This window comes from Pseudomonas sp. 10-1B (assembly GCF_000935045.1).
In the GTDB taxonomy this organism is placed as follows: Bacteria; Pseudomonadota; Gammaproteobacteria; order Pseudomonadales; family Pseudomonadaceae; genus Aquipseudomonas.
On record NZ_JYKS01000025.1, the window covers coordinates 38,574 to 53,068 of the forward strand.

Below are 14,495 nucleotides of genomic sequence, written 5' to 3' on the forward strand. Positions count from 1 at the left end.
GCCGAAGCGTCTTTTTTGAAGATCTACAGAAATCGATGAACTCTGTAAATCTGTATTTGGAGCGGGAAACGAGACTCGAACTCGCGACCCCGACCTTGGCAAGGTCGTGCTCTACCAACTGAGCTATTCCCGCATTGTGAAACTTTACCGCTATCGGCGTGAAGCGCCATGAAGACCTTCACCACCACTGCACCGCATAGACGCCACAGTATTGAACTGGAGCGGGAAACGAGACTCGAACTCGCGACCCCGACCTTGGCAAGGTCGTGCTCTACCAACTGAGCTATTCCCGCAAATGGCGTCCCCTAGGGGACTCGAACCCCTGTTACCGCCGTGAAAGGGCGGTGTCCTAGGCCACTAGACGAAGGGGACACACGACACTTTTCAGTGCACCAGAACAGAACCTCACGATTCAGCCTGGATTTTCTTTTCCTGCCCCGCCGTTAAGCGCTGCCGGAGAAACTGGAGCGGGAAACGAGACTCGAACTCGCGACCCCGACCTTGGCAAGGTCGTGCTCTACCAACTGAGCTATTCCCGCAATTTGGCGTCCCCTAGGGGACTCGAACCCCTGTTACCGCCGTGAAAGGGCGGTGTCCTAGGCCACTAGACGAAGGGGACACGCTGCTGGCATTACTGCCTGCTTTCACTCCCTGCCGCGTTTCGCTGTGTGCTTTACGCTGCAAGTGGCGCGCATTCTATGGATGCTTCGAACATGCGTCAACCCCTTTGTAGAAATTTATTTAAATCAATGACTTCCGGGTGGGTTGGGGTGCAGATGCGGGTTGGGTGGACGATATAGAGAGAGGGGTTGCCTGTACCGGCCTCTTCGCGGCTAAAACCGCGAAGAGGCCGGTACAGGCATATAGCCGCTATTCGCCCCCAGGCAAACTCACTACACTCAAAGCTGTAATTCTTCTTCAATGAGGCATTAACGGTGACACCACTCCTGATCACCCTGCTTATCGTGGCGGGTATCGCGTTGCTGATCGTGATCGGCTACCTCAACAATGTGGTCGAGAACGGCAAGCTCGAGCGTGCCCGACTGAAGATCGAGCTGGCCGAGCGCCTGCGCCGCTGCGGCGAAATCACCGAGACCTTCCCCGGCCAGTTCATGACCCCGGCGCTGAAGCTGCTGCTGACCCGCCTGGAGCTCAACCTCAACCAGCGCCAGCTGGCGCTGGACAAGTACAATGCCGGAATCAAGACACGCATCGGCGAACTGGAAGGGCTGATTGCCCAGGGCGAGCAGATGCCGGTGAACAACCCGCCCAATCCGATCCAGACCGAGGTCAAGGCCAAGGATGTGCGCTTCTTGCTGGAGGCCCTGCACAACCAGGTGACCCGCGCCGCCCAGGAAGGCTTCCTGCCCGCCCCCGAGGCCAAGCACTGGGTCAGGGAAGTCCGCCATATCCTGGTGCTGCTGCATATCGAATTCTTCAACAACCTTGGCCAGCAGGCCCTGCAGAACAACCAGCCAGGCCAGGCGCGCCTGGCCTTCGAGCGCGGCGTGCAGTACCTGCGCAAGCAACCAGAGCCGAAGGTGTATGAAGAGCAACTGACCTATCTGGAGAAATTGCTGGCCCGGGCCAACGCCCAGGTACTGGACCGCATGGCCCCGGCGGAGGACGAGCACAACGAACTGACCGAAGGGCTCAAGACCGATGAGGACGAGACCTGGAAGAAGAAGGTGATGTACGACTGATCCGGAATTTGTTGTGGATTTGATGGCCCTATCGCCGGCAAGCCGGCTCCCACAGGTTCATCACCAGCTCAAAACCTTGTGCAGTACCCTATAGGAATAATTGCCTTGTGCTGCCTGTACTGGCCTCTTCGCGGGCTTGCCCGCTCCCACAGGATAATCACAAACCTCAAGGGCAGTGATACACCTGTGGGAGCGGGCAAGCCCGCGAAGAGGCCGGTGTAGGCAACACAACAATCAGCAGTCAGTCAGCTCCAGGAAGATCGCCGCCAACCGCTCCAGCCCCTCCTGGTCCGCCTCGCTGAAGCGCGCCAGCTTCGGGCTGTCCAGGTCCAGCACACCAATCAACCTGCCCTCCTTCACCAGCGGGATCACCAGCTCGCTGTTGGACGCACTGTCACAGGCAATGTGCCCCGGGAACGCATGCACGTCTTCCACCCGCTGAGTCTTGCGGGTGGCCGCTGCCGCCCCGCACACGCCCCTGCCGAACGGAATGCGCACGCACGCCACCTGGCCCTGGAACGGCCCCAGCACCAGTTGCTCGTCGCGGTTGAGGTAGAACCCCGCCCAGTTCAGGTCGTCCACCTGGTTATAGAGGAACGCCGAAAACTGCGCGGCGTTGGCGATGAAATCACGCTCGTCGGCAAACAGCGCCTGCACTTGCGCCGCCAGCAGGTTGTAGCCGTCGAGGCCAGCGCCACTGGCATTGAGGTCGATCATTTACTTTTGCTCCAGCAATTGCAGCCCGACCCAGTAGCGGGCGAACTGATAGGCACAACGGCCATTACGGTTACCGCGGCCGGTGGCCCAGCGCACGGCGAGGATGTCCAGGGCTTCGTCACGCTGCCAGCGCAGCCCGGCCGGGCGCGCCAGCTGGCCGATCCAGTGCTCGACCACGTTGAGGAAGTGTTCCTGGCTGAACGGGTAGAACGACAGCCACAGGCCAAAGCGGTCGGACAGCGCGATCTTGTCCTCCACCGCTTCATTGGGGTGCAGCTCGCCATCGACCATCTTCCAGTTTTCGTTGTCGCTCTGCTTTTCCGGCACCAGGTGGCGGCGGTTGGAAGTGGCGTACAGCAGGACATTGTCCGGGGCCTGCTCCAACGAGCCGTCGAGCACGCTCTTGAGCACCCGGTAGTCGCCCTCCCCGGCTTCGAACGACAGGTCGTCGCAGAACAGGATGAAGCGCTGCGGCAGCTTCTGCAGTTGCTCGACCACACGCGGCAGGTCGGCCAGGTGGTCGCGTTCGATTTCGATCAGGCGCAGGCCGGCGCTGGCGTGTTCGGCCAGCAGGGCACGTACCAGCGACGACTTGCCGGTGCCACGCGAGCCCCACAGCAGCGCGTGGTTGGCCGGCATGCCGCTGATGAACTGGTGAGTGTTGCGGCCCAGTTGGTCACGTTGCTTGTCGACACCGATCAGGTCGGTCAGGCGGATATCCAGGCTGACTTGCAGCGGCAGCAGGTAGCCACTGCGGCCATCGCGCTGCCAGCGCGCGGCCAGGGTGGTACCCCAGTCGATGAGCGGGCGCGGGGCCGGCAGCAGTGGTTCGAGGCGCGCCAGTACCGATTCGGCGCGGTCGAGGAAAGCAATCAAGCGAGCGTCCATGACGACTCCTACAAATTTCAGTTTTTTGGGGCCGCTTTGCGCCCCTTCGCGGGCTCGCCCGCTCCCACAAGGATCGCGTTCCAGCCTGGGGCTACGTTGTATCCTGTGGGAGCGGGCAAGCCCGCGAAGGGCCGCGCAGCGGCCCCCGCTTGGCGATCAACTGAAATGAACAGACAGACCCGCCAGCAGCCGGGGCTATTCGGCTATGCTTGCGCAGCGCAAGGGACGTGAAACCGGCTCGGGACTCATGGATATCAAGTTCACCAATCGCCTGTCATACAAGCAAGCCCGGTTGACAGTCCTGGTCGGCTTCATCCTGGGAACATTGCTCAGTCTCATCCAGATCGGCATCGATTATGCCAGCGAAGACGCGTCCATCAACCGCGAAGTGCGCGCCTTGCTGCAAATCAGCCACAACCCGGCCTCGCGCATCGCCTACAACATCGACTCGGAACTGGCCCTGGAGTTGACCCGCGGCCTGTTGCAGTCGCCAGCGGTCATCCGCGCACGGCTGATCGACAACAACGAAACGGTGCTGGCCGATGTCGGGCGCCCGCGCCTGCAGGACCGCTACCGGCCGCTAAGTGACTTCCTGTTCGGCGAGCAGCGCCAGCTCAAGGAGCGCCTGTACCTGACCCACATGCCTGAGGAATACCTCGGCACCTTGTACCTGGACGTCGACACCTACGCCTTCGGCAGCCGCTTCCTCGACCGCGCCGGCATCACCCTGCTCAACGGCTTTGCGCGCAGCCTGGTACTGACCGGCATCCTCCTGGCACTGTTCTACATGATGCTGACCAAGCCGCTGGTGAAGGTGATCGGCGCGCTCACTGGCCGCGATCCGCGCAAGCCCCGGCAAACCCGCCTGGAGTGCCCGCACGGCCACGAAAACGACGAAATCGGCGTGCTGGTGAAGGTCGCCAACCAACAGTTCGTCAGCATGGCCACCGAGATCGAGCAACGGCGTACCGCGGAAAACCGCCTGACCCAATACCTCAATGAGCTGGAAGACATCGTCTCGGCGCGCACCAACGAGCTCAAAGCCAGCAACAACAGCCTGAGCCTGTCCAACCAGGAACTGGAAGAGGCCCGCCGCCGAGCGCTGGACATGGCCCAGGCGCGCGCCGCCTTCCTCGCCAACATGAGCCACGAGATCCGCACCCCGCTCAACGGCATGCTCGGCATGATCGCCCTGGCGCTGGACAGCCCGTTGCCCAGCGAACAACGCCAGCAGCTGGCGATCGCCCACGATTCGGGCAAGGTGCTGGTGGAACTGCTGAACGATATTCTCGACCTGTCCAAGTTCGATGCCGGCCAGCTGGAGCTGGAGCGCATTGCGTTCGACATGGGCTCGATGGTCGAAGACACCGCCAACCTGCTGTCGCAGAACACCGCGCAAAGCGTCGAGCTGACCTGCCTGATCGCCGACGACTTCCCCAGCAGCGTGCTCGGCGACCCCACGCGGGTGCGGCAGATCGTCAGCAACCTGCTGTCCAACGCCCTCAAGTTCACCCGCTTCGGCCGCGTCGATGTGCGCCTGGCGCCTATCGTTGGCGGCGTGCGCCTGGAAGTTCGCGACACTGGCATCGGCATCCCCGAGGAAGCCCAGGCACGGATTTTCCAGCCGTTCACCCAGGCTGGCGCCGGCATCACCCGCCAGTATGGCGGCACAGGGCTGGGCCTGGCGCTGACGCGCAACCTGTGCAAGGCCATGCAGGGCCACCTGCACATCCGCTCCGAGCCAGGCTTTGGCAGTTGCTTTACCGCCGAATTGCCGCTGACCGTGCACACCGAAGCCATTGCGCCTGCGCCGCTGCATGGCCGCGTGGCAGCGCTGAGCGCCGCTGGCAGCGGGCTCAATGAACTGTTGCAGGGCTTGTTGCCCGCCTGGGGCCTGGCCTATCAGCGGCATGACAGCAGCACCACACTGGACGCCGCCGCCATCGACCTGTTGATCACCGACGACGTGGACCACCTGTTCGAACTGCGCCCAGCGCTGAAATCCCCCATCCTGCTGGTGACCGCCTATGGCAACTTCCTGCCCAGCGAGCAGTCGCTCGCCCTCGCCCCCCTGCATCAGCTGGCCCGGCCACTGGCACGCAACGCCCTGTACCAGACACTGCGCCGCACCCTGCAAGGCCTCGAGCCCGAGCACCCACTGGCCAACCCGGCCATCAGCCAGGAACAAGGCCGCGCGCGGATCCTGCTGGTGGAGGACAACCCGGTGAACCAACTGGTGGCCAAGGGCATGCTGGCCAAGCTCGGCTGCCAGGTACAGTTGGCCACCCAGGGCGCCGAGGCCCTGGCGCTGCTGGAACAGGAGCAATTCGACCTGGTGCTGATGGACTGCAACATGCCGGTGATGGACGGCTACGAGGCCAGCCGGCGCATCCGCCAGAGCGGCCGCTGGCCCGGCCTGCCGATCGTCGCCCTCACCGCCAACGCCATGCCCGAGGAACGCGAGCGCTGCCGGGCGGCGGGCATGAACGACTACCTGGCCAAGCCGTTCCGCCGCGAAGAACTACTTGCACTGGTGGAACACTGGGTGCCGCTCAGCGGCTGAGCAGGCGCTCGATGTCGGCTTCCAGTGCCTGTGGTTTGGTGGTGGGGGCGTAGCGCTTGACCTGCCCGCTGGCCGGGTCGACCAGGAATTTGGTGAAATTCCATTTGATCTTCTGCGTACCGAGCAGGCCCGGGGCACGCTGCTTGAGTTCGACGAACAGCGGGTGGGCACCAGGGCCGTTGACCTCGACCTTGCGGAACAGCGGGAAGCTCACGCCAAAATTGCGCTCGCAGAACTGCGCAATCTCCCGCGCATCGCCCGGTTCCTGCTTGCCGAACTGGTTGCAGGGGAAGCCCAGCACCACCAGGCCGCGCTCGCGGTAGGCCTGCCACAGCTGCTCCAGGCCCTTGTACTGCGGAGTAAAGCCGCACTGGCTGGCGGTGTTGACCACCAGCAGCGCCTTGCCCGGGAAGTCGCCGAGCTTCTTGTGCTCGCCGCCCAGGGTCACGCAGGGGATGTCCAGCATTGATCCAGCCATGTTCGGGCTCCGGTCAGTCGCGCGGGCGCAGGTCGATGCACACCGAGTTGATGCAGTAGCGCAGGCCGGTCGGCGGTGGGCCGTCGGGGAACACGTGGCCCAGGTGGGCGTCGCAGCGGGCACAGGTGACCTCGGTGCGGATCATGCCATGGGAAGTGTCGCGGATCTCGATCATCGCGCTGTCTTCGATCGGCGCGTAGAAACTCGGCCAGCCGCAGCCGGAATCGAACTTGGTCTGCGCATCGAACAGGGGCAGGCTGCAGCAGATGCAGTGGTAGATGCCGTCGCGGCGCTCGCTGTTGTACTTGCCGCTGAACGGCCGTTCGGTGCCCTTGAGGCGGCAGACCTGGTACTGCTCGGGGTCAAGCATCGACCGCCATTCGTCCAGGGTTTTTTCGATCTTTTTCATGTAGGGACCTCGGCAGGCTGAATTTCACCCCGCACCGTCTTTTCCGGGGCGCGGGTGGCACGTATATTAGTTGGCTTCGTGTGCCAGGCGTTCAGTCTGGCACCCGCTTCCTGCCCTTTCAAACCTTTCGGCGGGGCGTAGCGCGTTTTCTCAATCGGGATCCCATCATGCAGTTCAGCAAATCGAACAAGCTCGCCAATGTCTGCTACGACATTCGCGGCCCAGTGCTCAAGCACGCCAAACGCCTGGAAGAGGAAGGCCACCGCATCCTCAAGCTGAACATCGGCAACCCGGCGCCGTTTGGCTTCGAGGCGCCGGACGAAATCCTCCAGGATGTGATCCGCAACCTGCCCACCGCGCAGGGCTACAGCGACTCCAAAGGCCTGTTCAGTGCGCGCAAGGCGGTGATGCATTACTGCCAGCAGAAGGAAATCGCCGGCGTCACCATCGAGGACATCTACCTCGGCAATGGCGTGTCCGAGCTGATCGTGATGTCGATGCAGGCGCTGCTGAACAACGGCGACGAAGTGCTGATCCCGGCCCCCGACTACCCGCTGTGGACCGCCGCCGTGAGCCTGGCCGGCGGCAAGCCGGTGCACTACCTGTGCGACGAGCAGGCCGACTGGTTCCCCGACCTCGAAGACATCAAGGCCAAGATCACCCCGAACACCAAGGCCCTGGTGATCATCAACCCGAACAACCCTACCGGCGCGGTGTACTCCAAAGAGCTGCTGCTGGGCATGCTGGAGCTGGCGCGCCAGCACAACCTGGTGGTGTTCTCCGACGAGATCTACGACAAGATCCTCTACGACGAAGCCGTGCATATCAGCACCGCCTCGCTGGCGCCAGACCTGCTGTGCCTGACCTTCAACGGCCTGTCCAAGTCGTACCGGGTGGCGGGCTTCCGCTCCGGCTGGCTGATCATCTCCGGGCCCAAGCACCATGCCCAGAGCTACATCGAAGGCATCGACATGCTGGCCAACATGCGCCTGTGCGCCAACGTGCCGGCCCAGCATGCCATCCAGACCGCGCTGGGCGGCTACCAGAGCATCAACGACCTGGTGCTGCCGCCAGGCCGCCTGCTGGAGCAGCGCAACCGCACCTATGAGCTGCTCAACGACATCCCCGGCGTCAGCTGCGTGAAGCCGATGGGCGCGCTGTATGCCTTCCCGAAGATCGACCCGAAGGTTTGCCCGATCCACAACGACGAGAAGTTCGTGCTCGACCTGCTGCTGTCGGAGAAGCTGCTGATCGTTCAGGGTACGGCGTTCAACTGGCCGTGGCCAGACCACTTCCGCGTAGTGACCTTGCCGCGGGTGGACGACCTGGAAGCGGCGATTGGGCGGATTGGTAATTTCCTGCAGGGTTATTCGCAGTAAGGTTCGACGGGATTTTTGTGGTGGTGCGCAGATCGAGCGCCGCCCACGCGGCGCTTCGCGGGTAAACCCGCTCCTACGTTTGTTTCCGGCCAATTATTCCTGTGCCAAATGCGCGCGACCGCCTTGGCGAATGACACGATATCGCGTCGTACAAGCAAGGCGGTCGCGCGCCACTGGCACAGGCGAGACTGGCCCGAAACAAACGTAGGAGCGGGTTTACCCGCGAAGCGCCGCGCGGGCGGCGCTCGATCTCACAGGCGCCACACCTCCCGCGCCAAACACCCAGTGGCCTTAACACAACCCCAAGCCGTATGTTTCTTACATCCTGCAACGCTCTACCGCACAGCCCCCAGGCCATCCTCTGCCATACTCCGCCGTACACAGTTTGAAATAGTCGCCCGATTGAATCGGCACGGTCGGCCCCTTATATACCCCGCAGTAAGCGACAACTCATCCGTCAGGAGAACGTAACAACCATGATGCGCATTCTGTTGTTTGTAGCCACCAACCTCGCGGTGGTGCTGGTTGCAAGCATTACCCTGAGCCTGTTCGGTTTCAACGGGTTCATGGCCGCCAACGGGGTCGACCTGAACCTCAGCAGCCTGCTGGTGTTCTGCGCCGTGTTCGGCTTTGCCGGCTCCCTCGTCTCGCTGTTCATCTCCAAGTGGATGGCGAAGATGACCACCGGCACCCAGATCATCAGCCAGCCGCGCACCCGCCACGAGCAATGGCTGCTGCAAACGGTTGAAGAACTGTCCCGTGAAGCGGGCATCAAGATGCCCGAAGTGGGTATCTTCCCCGCGTACGAGGCCAACGCCTTCGCCACCGGCTGGAACCGCAACGACGCGCTGGTAGCGGTGTCCCAGGGCCTGCTGGAGCGTTTCTCGCCCGATGAAGTGCGTGCGGTGCTGGCCCACGAGATCGGCCACGTGGCCAACGGTGACATGGTCACCCTGGCGCTGGTGCAAGGCGTGGTGAACACCTTCGTGATGTTCTTCGCCCGCATCATCGGTAACTTCGTCGACAAGGTCATCTTCAAGAACGAAGAAGGCCAGGGCATTGCCTATTACGTGGCGACCATCGTCGCCGAGCTGGTCCTGGGCATCCTGGCCAGCATGATCGTGATGTGGTTCTCGCGCCGCCGCGAGTACCGCGCCGACGAAGCCGGTGCGCAGCTGGCCGGCACCTCGGCGATGATCGGCGCCCTGCAGCGCCTGCGCGTGGAACAGGGCCTGCCGGTGCACATGCCCGACACCCTGAAGGCCTTCGGCATCAACGGCGGCCTCAAGCACGGCCTGGCCGGGCTGCTGATGAGCCACCCGCCACTGGAAGAGCGCATCGAGGCCCTGCGCCGTCGCGGTTGATCCATCCGCTAAGTAGAAAGGGCGACTTCGGTCGCCCTTTTTATATGCCTGTACCGGCCTGACGCGATCTCTGTGGGAGCGGCCTTGTGTCGCGAAAGGGGCGCGCAGCGGCCCCAGGATTTCAGCAACAATGCACAAATCGCCGGGGCTGCTTTGCAGCCCTTTCGCGACACAAGGCCGCTCCCACAGAGATCGCGTCAGGCCGGGCCATACCGTTATCGGCTAACCCGATACACCCGTTCCAACAAGCTGGCAGCCCCGGCCTGCACAAACTTCGGGCTCTCCCCGATCACCTGCACAGCCTCCAGCTCATCCACCTGCCACCCGGCAAACCCCTGCCTCACCTCTTCATCGCCAACCGAAAACGGCGGCCCGGGCAGCAATGACTGGTCGTAATCCAAAGTCACCAACAACCCGCGACAGCTCGCCGGCAGCAACCTCGACAACAGTTGCATGTACCCCGCACGCATCTGCACCGGCAGCGCAATCAGCGCCGCCCGGTCATACAACCCCGCGCAGTCACCGATATCCTCCGCCCGCAAGGCAAAGAAATCGCCACACCACAATTCCACGTCACCACCGCGCCAAACCTCGAATGCGCCCTGCTGCCGCACCTCGGCCTCAAGCCCATGCTCACGGAAGAAATCCTCCACCGCCCGCCGCGACAGCTCCACACCCAACACGCGATAACCCTGCCCGGCCAACCAGGCCAGATCCAGACTCTTGCCACACAGCGGCACCAGCACGCGGCTGCCCAACGTCAACTGCAACTGTGGCCAATGCCGCTGCAGATAGGGGTTCACCTGCGCCTGGTGAAAGCCGATCTGATTGTCGGCCCACCGCTGCTGCCAGAACGCTGGCTCCATGATCACTCCCGATTTTTAGATAATTTGTAGGTAAAACTTGGTTTGGATTTCGATCTGTAGTTGATCGAAGATGATTGCATCTTAACCTTCAGGACCCCCGCCATGCTGCCCAGCCTGTACATTTCCCACGGTTCCCCCATGCTTGCGCTGCAACCCGGCGCCAGCGGGCCAGCGCTGGTCGGGCTGGCCAACGCGCTGCCACGGCCGAAAGCGATCGTGATGGTGTCGGCGCACTGGGAAAGCCGCGAGCTGCTGGTCACCGGCAGCGCACAGCCAGAAACCTGGCATGACTTCTACGGTTTCCCTCCGGCCTTGTATGCGGTGCAGTACCCGGCACCCGGTGACCCCGCCCTTGCCGGCCAGGTCAGTGAGTTGTTGCAGGGCGCAGGGTTACCCGCGCGGCTCGACCCGCAGCGGCCATTCGACCATGGTGCCTGGGTGCCGTTGTCGTTGATGTACCCGGAAGCGAGCATTCCAGTGGTGCAGGTTTCGCTGCCCAGCCACATGGGGCCGACGCTGCAGGTGAAGGTGGGCCAGGCGTTGGCGGGGTTGCGCGGCCAAGGTGTGCTGCTGATCGGTTCTGGCAGCATTACCCATAACCTGGGTGAGCTGGACTGGCATGCCGGGCCGGAGGTGATCGAGCCTTGGGCACTGGCGTTTCGAGATTGGGTGGTGGAAAAACTGCGGGCGGATGACCGGGACGCGTTGCTGGGTTATCGGCAGCAGGCGCCGTTCGCGGTGCGTAACCATCCCAGCGATGAGCATTTGCTGCCACTGTTCTTTGCCCTTGGGGCTGGGGGCAAGTTCGCAGTGGTGCACCAGGGGTTCACCTTGGGGGCACTGGGGATGGACATATATCGGTTCGGCTGACGGACCCTATCGCCGGCAAGCCAGCTCCCACCTCGACCGCATGGGCCTCAAGCCCTGCGCAGTACTTGTGGGCTGGCTTGCCAGCGATGAGGCCAGTCCAGGCAATACAAGACAGTTGCTCCCACAGACTGCGCAAAGCTTGAGATCTGCGCGGTACCTGTGGGAGCTGGCTTGCCGGCGATGAGGCCAGTCCAGGCAATACAAGACAGTTGCTCCCACAGAGACTGCGCAAAGCTTGAGATCTGCGCGGTACTTGTGAGAGCTGGCTTGCCGGCGATGAGGCCCTGACAGGCAAAAAAAATCCCCGACCAAGGCCGGGGATTTTTTCATTGCGCCAGGATCAATCTTCGCGGTAGCGACGCAGCTTCAGCTGCTTGCCAGCCACGCGGGTGTCCTTGAGCTTGGACAGCAGCTTCTCCAGGCCGTCTTCCGGCAGCTCGACCAGGCTGAAGCTGTCGCGCACCTGGATACGGCCGATGGCGTCACGCGCCAGGCCACCCTCGTTGAGGATCGCGCCCAGCAGGTTCTTGGCAGCGATGCCGTCACGGGCACCCAGGGCAGTACGGCAACGCACGCGGCCTTCGGCCAGCGGCATCGGCGCACGGCGCTCGCGGTCACCACGCTCTGGGCGCTCGCCACGCTCGGTACGCTCACCACGCGGGGCGAAGCTTGGCACCAGAGGCTGTTCACGCTCTACCGCAGCCAGGTCCAGCGCCTGGCCATTGGTGGCCTTGCGCAGCAGGGCCGAGGCCAGGGCACGCGGGCTGCAGCCCAGGTCGGCGGTCAGGCGGTCGAACAGTTCGCCATGGGTGGCTTCTGCTTCGGCTACCAGCGGCGCCAGGCTCGAGGTCAGCTTCTTGATGCGGGCATCCAGCACGGCCTGGGCATTCGGCAGGCGCGCTTCGGCAACCTTTTGCCCGGTAACGCGCTCGATCACCTGCAGCATGCGGCGCTCACGCGGGGTGACCAGCAGCAGTGCGCGACCATCGCGACCGGCACGGCCGGTACGGCCGATACGGTGCACGTAGGACTCCGGGTCGTACGGCATGTCGACGTTGAACACGTGAGTGATACGCGGCACGTCCAGGCCACGGGCGGCGACGTCGGTGGCGACGACGATGTCCAGGCGGCCATCCTTGAGCGAGTCGATCACGCGCTCACGCTGGTTCTGGGCGATGTCGCCGTTCAGCGCGGCAGCCTTGTAGCCCTTGGCTTCCAGCGCGGATGCCAGGTCCAGGGTGGCTTGCTTGGTACGCACGAAGGCGATCAGCGCGTCGAACTCTTCCACTTCCAGCAGACGCAGCACAGCCGGGATCTTCTGGTCGGCATGGACCATCAGGTGGGCCTGCTCGATCGCGGTAACGGTCTGGGTCTTGCTCTGGATCTTGACGTGCTTCGGTTCACGCAGGTGACGCTCGGCGATCGAACGGATCGACGACGGCAGGGTCGCGGAGAACAGCACGGTCTGGCGGGTAGCCGGGATGGCGTCGAAGATCACTTCGAGGTCATCCATGAAGCCCAGCTTGAGCATCTCGTCGGCTTCGTCCAGTACCAGGTACTGCACGGTCGACAGGACTTTTTCGTCACGACGCAGGTGGTCGCACAGACGGCCTGGAGTGGCCACGACGATTTGCGCGCCGTTGCGGATCGCCCGCAGTTGTGGGCCCATCGGGGCACCACCGTACACGGCGACCACGTTCACGCCTGGCATCTGCTTGGCGTAGGTTTCGAAAGCGGTAGCAACTTGCAGCGCCAACTCACGGGTTGGCGCCAGGATCAGGGCTTGCGGTTCGCGCTTGCTCACATCGATCTTGTTGAGGATCGGCAGGGCGAAGGCAGCGGTCTTGCCGGTGCCAGTCTGCGCCTGGCCGATCATGTCGTGACCGGCGAGGATGATCGGGATCGATTGTTGCTGAATGGCGGACGGCTCTTCGTAGCCGGTAGCCAGAACGGCAGCAACAATATTCGGATTGAGATCGAGAGCGGCGAAGCCGCCGGTTTCCTGGGTCATGGGTCTGCCTCTAGGTGCATCCGCAAAGACCCATGCTCCAAAGCTGCACATGCCTTGAAAGACCGTCAGGTCACCCAGGCAGCTTTGGCGGCGGGGATTTGCGAAAACGATTGAAAAAGAAAACTTGGGAAGGTCCGCCTAGCGGACGTGCAGCCGAAGCTGGACTCGGAGGATTTGCACCACCTGATTTTGAGGTCCGCTAAAAGACCGGCGCGTACTATACCCGAAATAGTGCGGGTAGGTGAGGAAAATTTTCAGGGTGCAGGGCCAGTATCAAGCCATCAGCGATGAGAGGCTGAATCGATTCCTGCCTGCTACACCGCATCGTCTGATTCGCGGGCACGCCCGCTCCCACAGGGATATCACAGAACTCAAGGGCGGCGAGTATCCTGTGGGAGCGGGCGCGCCCGCGAAGAAGCCAATGCAGTCCTCAAGTCGCCGGTCGAATGTCGCGGATCAACCCCTCAAGGCTGTAACCCAACTGGGGTGCCAAAGCCTCGGCCCGGGCCCGCAAGCCCTCCATGTCCAGAGTCTGCTCCAGGTCCGCCGGCACCAGCAAAATCACATTGCCCTCCTTCACCGGCAGCTCCCAGTAATGCCGGTGGTACAACCCGCGCAGCAACGCCGCGCCCAGCGGCTTGCCATCATCGGTGGCCCACTGGTTGATCACCAGCCAACCACCCGGGTTCAGCTGCTGTTGGCAGTTCTCCAGAAAATTCCACGCCAGGTGCCCCACCCCCGGCCCATGGTCGGTGTACAGGTCGACGAACAGCAGGTCGGCCTGCTCCGCCGTGGGCAGCAGTTCCAGGGCATCGCCGATGCGCACATACAGCCGCGGGTCGTCGTCCAGGCCCAGGTATTCCATGGCCAGGCGCGGTACGTCCGGGCGCAGCTCGATGGCCTCGATGTCTTCCAGCGGCAGGAACTTCATGCAGGCCTGGGTCAGGGTGCCGGCACCCAGGCCGAGAAACAGCGCGCTCTCCGGCTGTTCATGGCACAGCGCCCCCACCAGCATGGCGCGGGTGTAGTCGTACTCCAGCCAGCTGGGGTCGGCCGTGAACACGCAGCTTTGCTCGATCGCATCGCCGAATTCCAGAAAGCGGTAGTCGTCTACTTCGTACACGCTGATGACGCCGAAGGCATCCTCCACCCGTGCCAGTAGCCGCTCTTCCCGTTCCGCCACCATGTTCGCCACCCACCCGCGCAAAAACGCGCATTGTCCGTCAACACCCTTGATGCAACAAGCG

At 63.0% G+C, this 14,495-nt stretch carries 12 protein-coding genes and 5 tRNA genes; 5 read left to right on the plus strand and 12 right to left on the minus strand.

Going from position 1 to position 14,495, the window contains the following annotated elements; translation table 11 throughout:
• Positions 1–57: 57 nt before the first annotated feature.
• The 5 genes from TZ03_RS15625 to TZ03_RS15645 all read right to left on the minus strand — a co-directional run bounded on the left by TZ03_RS15625 (position 58) and on the right by TZ03_RS15645 (position 619).
• Positions 58–133 (minus strand) — tRNA-Gly (locus TZ03_RS15625).
• An 84-nt stretch (positions 134–217) separates the two neighbouring features.
• A tRNA-Gly gene (locus tag TZ03_RS15630) sits at positions 218–293 on the minus strand.
• 3 nt (positions 294–296) lie between these two features.
• Positions 297–372, minus strand: a tRNA-Glu gene (locus TZ03_RS15635).
• 91 nt (positions 373–463) lie between these two features.
• Positions 464–539, minus strand: a tRNA-Gly gene (locus TZ03_RS15640).
• A 4-nt stretch (positions 540–543) separates the two neighbouring features.
• Positions 544–619: transfer RNA gene (locus TZ03_RS15645), tRNA-Glu, on the minus strand.
• A gap of 316 nt (positions 620–935) precedes the next feature.
• On the opposite strand from TZ03_RS15645, the gene TZ03_RS15650 reads away from it, so the two are divergent.
• The gene (locus TZ03_RS15650) at positions 936–1,703 is read left to right on the plus strand and encodes a hypothetical protein (RefSeq protein ID WP_051098907.1); all 768 of its coding nucleotides are present in this window, start codon (positions 936–938) and stop codon (positions 1,701–1,703) included.
• A 234-nt stretch (positions 1,704–1,937) separates the two neighbouring features.
• Here the strand turns inward: TZ03_RS15650 and TZ03_RS15655 are convergent, their stop codons facing one another.
• A complete protein-coding gene (locus tag TZ03_RS15655; RefSeq protein WP_051098908.1) occupies positions 1,938–2,420 on the minus strand; it encodes a GAF domain-containing protein in 483 nt (160 codons plus the stop codon).
• On the minus strand, positions 2,421–3,308 hold the full coding sequence (locus tag TZ03_RS15660; RefSeq protein WP_051098909.1) for an ATP-binding protein: 888 nt from the start codon (positions 3,306–3,308) through the stop codon (positions 2,421–2,423).
• A gap of 205 nt (positions 3,309–3,513) precedes the next feature.
• Between TZ03_RS15660 and TZ03_RS15665 the strand changes: the two genes are divergently transcribed.
• On the plus strand, positions 3,514–5,871 hold the full coding sequence (locus tag TZ03_RS15665) for an ATP-binding protein (RefSeq protein WP_051098910.1): 2,358 nt from the start codon (positions 3,514–3,516) through the stop codon (positions 5,869–5,871).
• Here the strand turns inward: TZ03_RS15665 and TZ03_RS15670 are convergent.
• Positions 5,861–6,349, minus strand: coding sequence for a glutathione peroxidase (locus TZ03_RS15670; RefSeq protein WP_051098911.1), 489 nt, complete (start codon positions 6,347–6,349; stop codon positions 5,861–5,863). The genes TZ03_RS15665 and TZ03_RS15670 overlap by 11 nt on opposite strands.
• 13 nt (positions 6,350–6,362) lie before the next feature.
• The gene (msrB, locus tag TZ03_RS15675) at positions 6,363–6,758 is read right to left on the minus strand and encodes a peptide-methionine (R)-S-oxide reductase MsrB (RefSeq protein WP_051098912.1); all 396 of its coding nucleotides are present in this window, start codon (positions 6,756–6,758) and stop codon (positions 6,363–6,365) included.
• 167 nt (positions 6,759–6,925) lie between these two features.
• Here msrB and TZ03_RS15680 point away from each other — a divergent pair, with 167 nt between their 5' ends.
• Positions 6,926–8,137, plus strand: a complete 1,212-nt coding sequence (locus TZ03_RS15680) for a pyridoxal phosphate-dependent aminotransferase (RefSeq protein WP_051098913.1) — start codon at positions 6,926–6,928, stop codon at positions 8,135–8,137.
• 476 nt (positions 8,138–8,613) lie between these two features.
• Complete coding sequence (htpX, locus tag TZ03_RS15685; RefSeq protein WP_051098914.1) at positions 8,614–9,501, plus strand: protease HtpX; 888 nt, start codon at positions 8,614–8,616, stop codon at positions 9,499–9,501.
• A gap of 215 nt (positions 9,502–9,716) precedes the next feature.
• Here htpX and TZ03_RS15690 read toward each other — a convergent pair whose 3' ends face one another.
• Entirely contained in the window at positions 9,717–10,367 is a 651-nt protein-coding gene (locus tag TZ03_RS15690) for a thiopurine S-methyltransferase (RefSeq protein WP_051098915.1), read from the minus strand.
• 102 nt (positions 10,368–10,469) lie between these two features.
• On the opposite strand from TZ03_RS15690, the gene TZ03_RS15695 reads away from it, so the two are divergent.
• Positions 10,470–11,237, plus strand: a complete 768-nt coding sequence (locus tag TZ03_RS15695) for a DODA-type extradiol aromatic ring-opening family dioxygenase (protein WP_051098916.1) — start codon at positions 10,470–10,472, stop codon at positions 11,235–11,237.
• A gap of 340 nt (positions 11,238–11,577) precedes the next feature.
• On the opposite strand, the gene TZ03_RS15700 is transcribed toward TZ03_RS15695, so the two are convergent.
• Positions 11,578–13,248, minus strand: coding sequence for a DEAD/DEAH box helicase (locus tag TZ03_RS15700; protein ID WP_051098917.1), 1,671 nt, complete (start codon positions 13,246–13,248; stop codon positions 11,578–11,580).
• Between the two features lie 430 nt (positions 13,249–13,678).
• Positions 13,679–14,434 carry a spermidine synthase gene (locus TZ03_RS15705; RefSeq protein ID WP_051098918.1) on the minus strand — a complete coding sequence of 252 codons (756 nt, stop codon included), beginning with the start codon at positions 14,432–14,434 and terminating at the stop codon, positions 13,679–13,681.
• Positions 14,435–14,495 lie beyond the last annotated feature (61 nt).

Excerpts from the sequence above, each read along its gene's own strand:
- TZ03_RS15655 (WP_051098908.1), bottom strand. The coding sequence starts at position 2,420 with ATGATCGACCTCAATGCCAGTGGCGCTGGCCTCGACGGCTACAACCTG.
- TZ03_RS15660 (WP_051098909.1), bottom strand. The coding sequence starts at position 3,308 with ATGGACGCTCGCTTGATTGCTTTCCTCGACCGCGCCGAATCGGTACTG.
- TZ03_RS15665 (WP_051098910.1), top strand. The coding sequence starts at position 3,514 with ATGCTTGCGCAGCGCAAGGGACGTGAAACCGGCTCGGGACTCATGGAT.
- TZ03_RS15670 (WP_051098911.1), bottom strand. The coding sequence starts at position 6,349 with ATGGCTGGATCAATGCTGGACATCCCCTGCGTGACCCTGGGCGGCGAG.
- msrB (WP_051098912.1), bottom strand. The coding sequence starts at position 6,758 with ATGAAAAAGATCGAAAAAACCCTGGACGAATGGCGGTCGATGCTTGAC.
- TZ03_RS15680 (WP_051098913.1), top strand. The coding sequence starts at position 6,926 with ATGCAGTTCAGCAAATCGAACAAGCTCGCCAATGTCTGCTACGACATT.
- htpX (WP_051098914.1), top strand. The coding sequence starts at position 8,614 with ATGATGCGCATTCTGTTGTTTGTAGCCACCAACCTCGCGGTGGTGCTG.
- TZ03_RS15690 (WP_051098915.1), bottom strand. The coding sequence starts at position 10,367 with ATGGAGCCAGCGTTCTGGCAGCAGCGGTGGGCCGACAATCAGATCGGC.
- TZ03_RS15695 (WP_051098916.1), top strand. The coding sequence starts at position 10,470 with ATGCTGCCCAGCCTGTACATTTCCCACGGTTCCCCCATGCTTGCGCTG.
- TZ03_RS15700 (WP_051098917.1), bottom strand. The coding sequence starts at position 13,248 with ATGACCCAGGAAACCGGCGGCTTCGCCGCTCTCGATCTCAATCCGAAT.
- TZ03_RS15705 (WP_051098918.1), bottom strand. The coding sequence starts at position 14,434 with ATGGTGGCGGAACGGGAAGAGCGGCTACTGGCACGGGTGGAGGATGCC.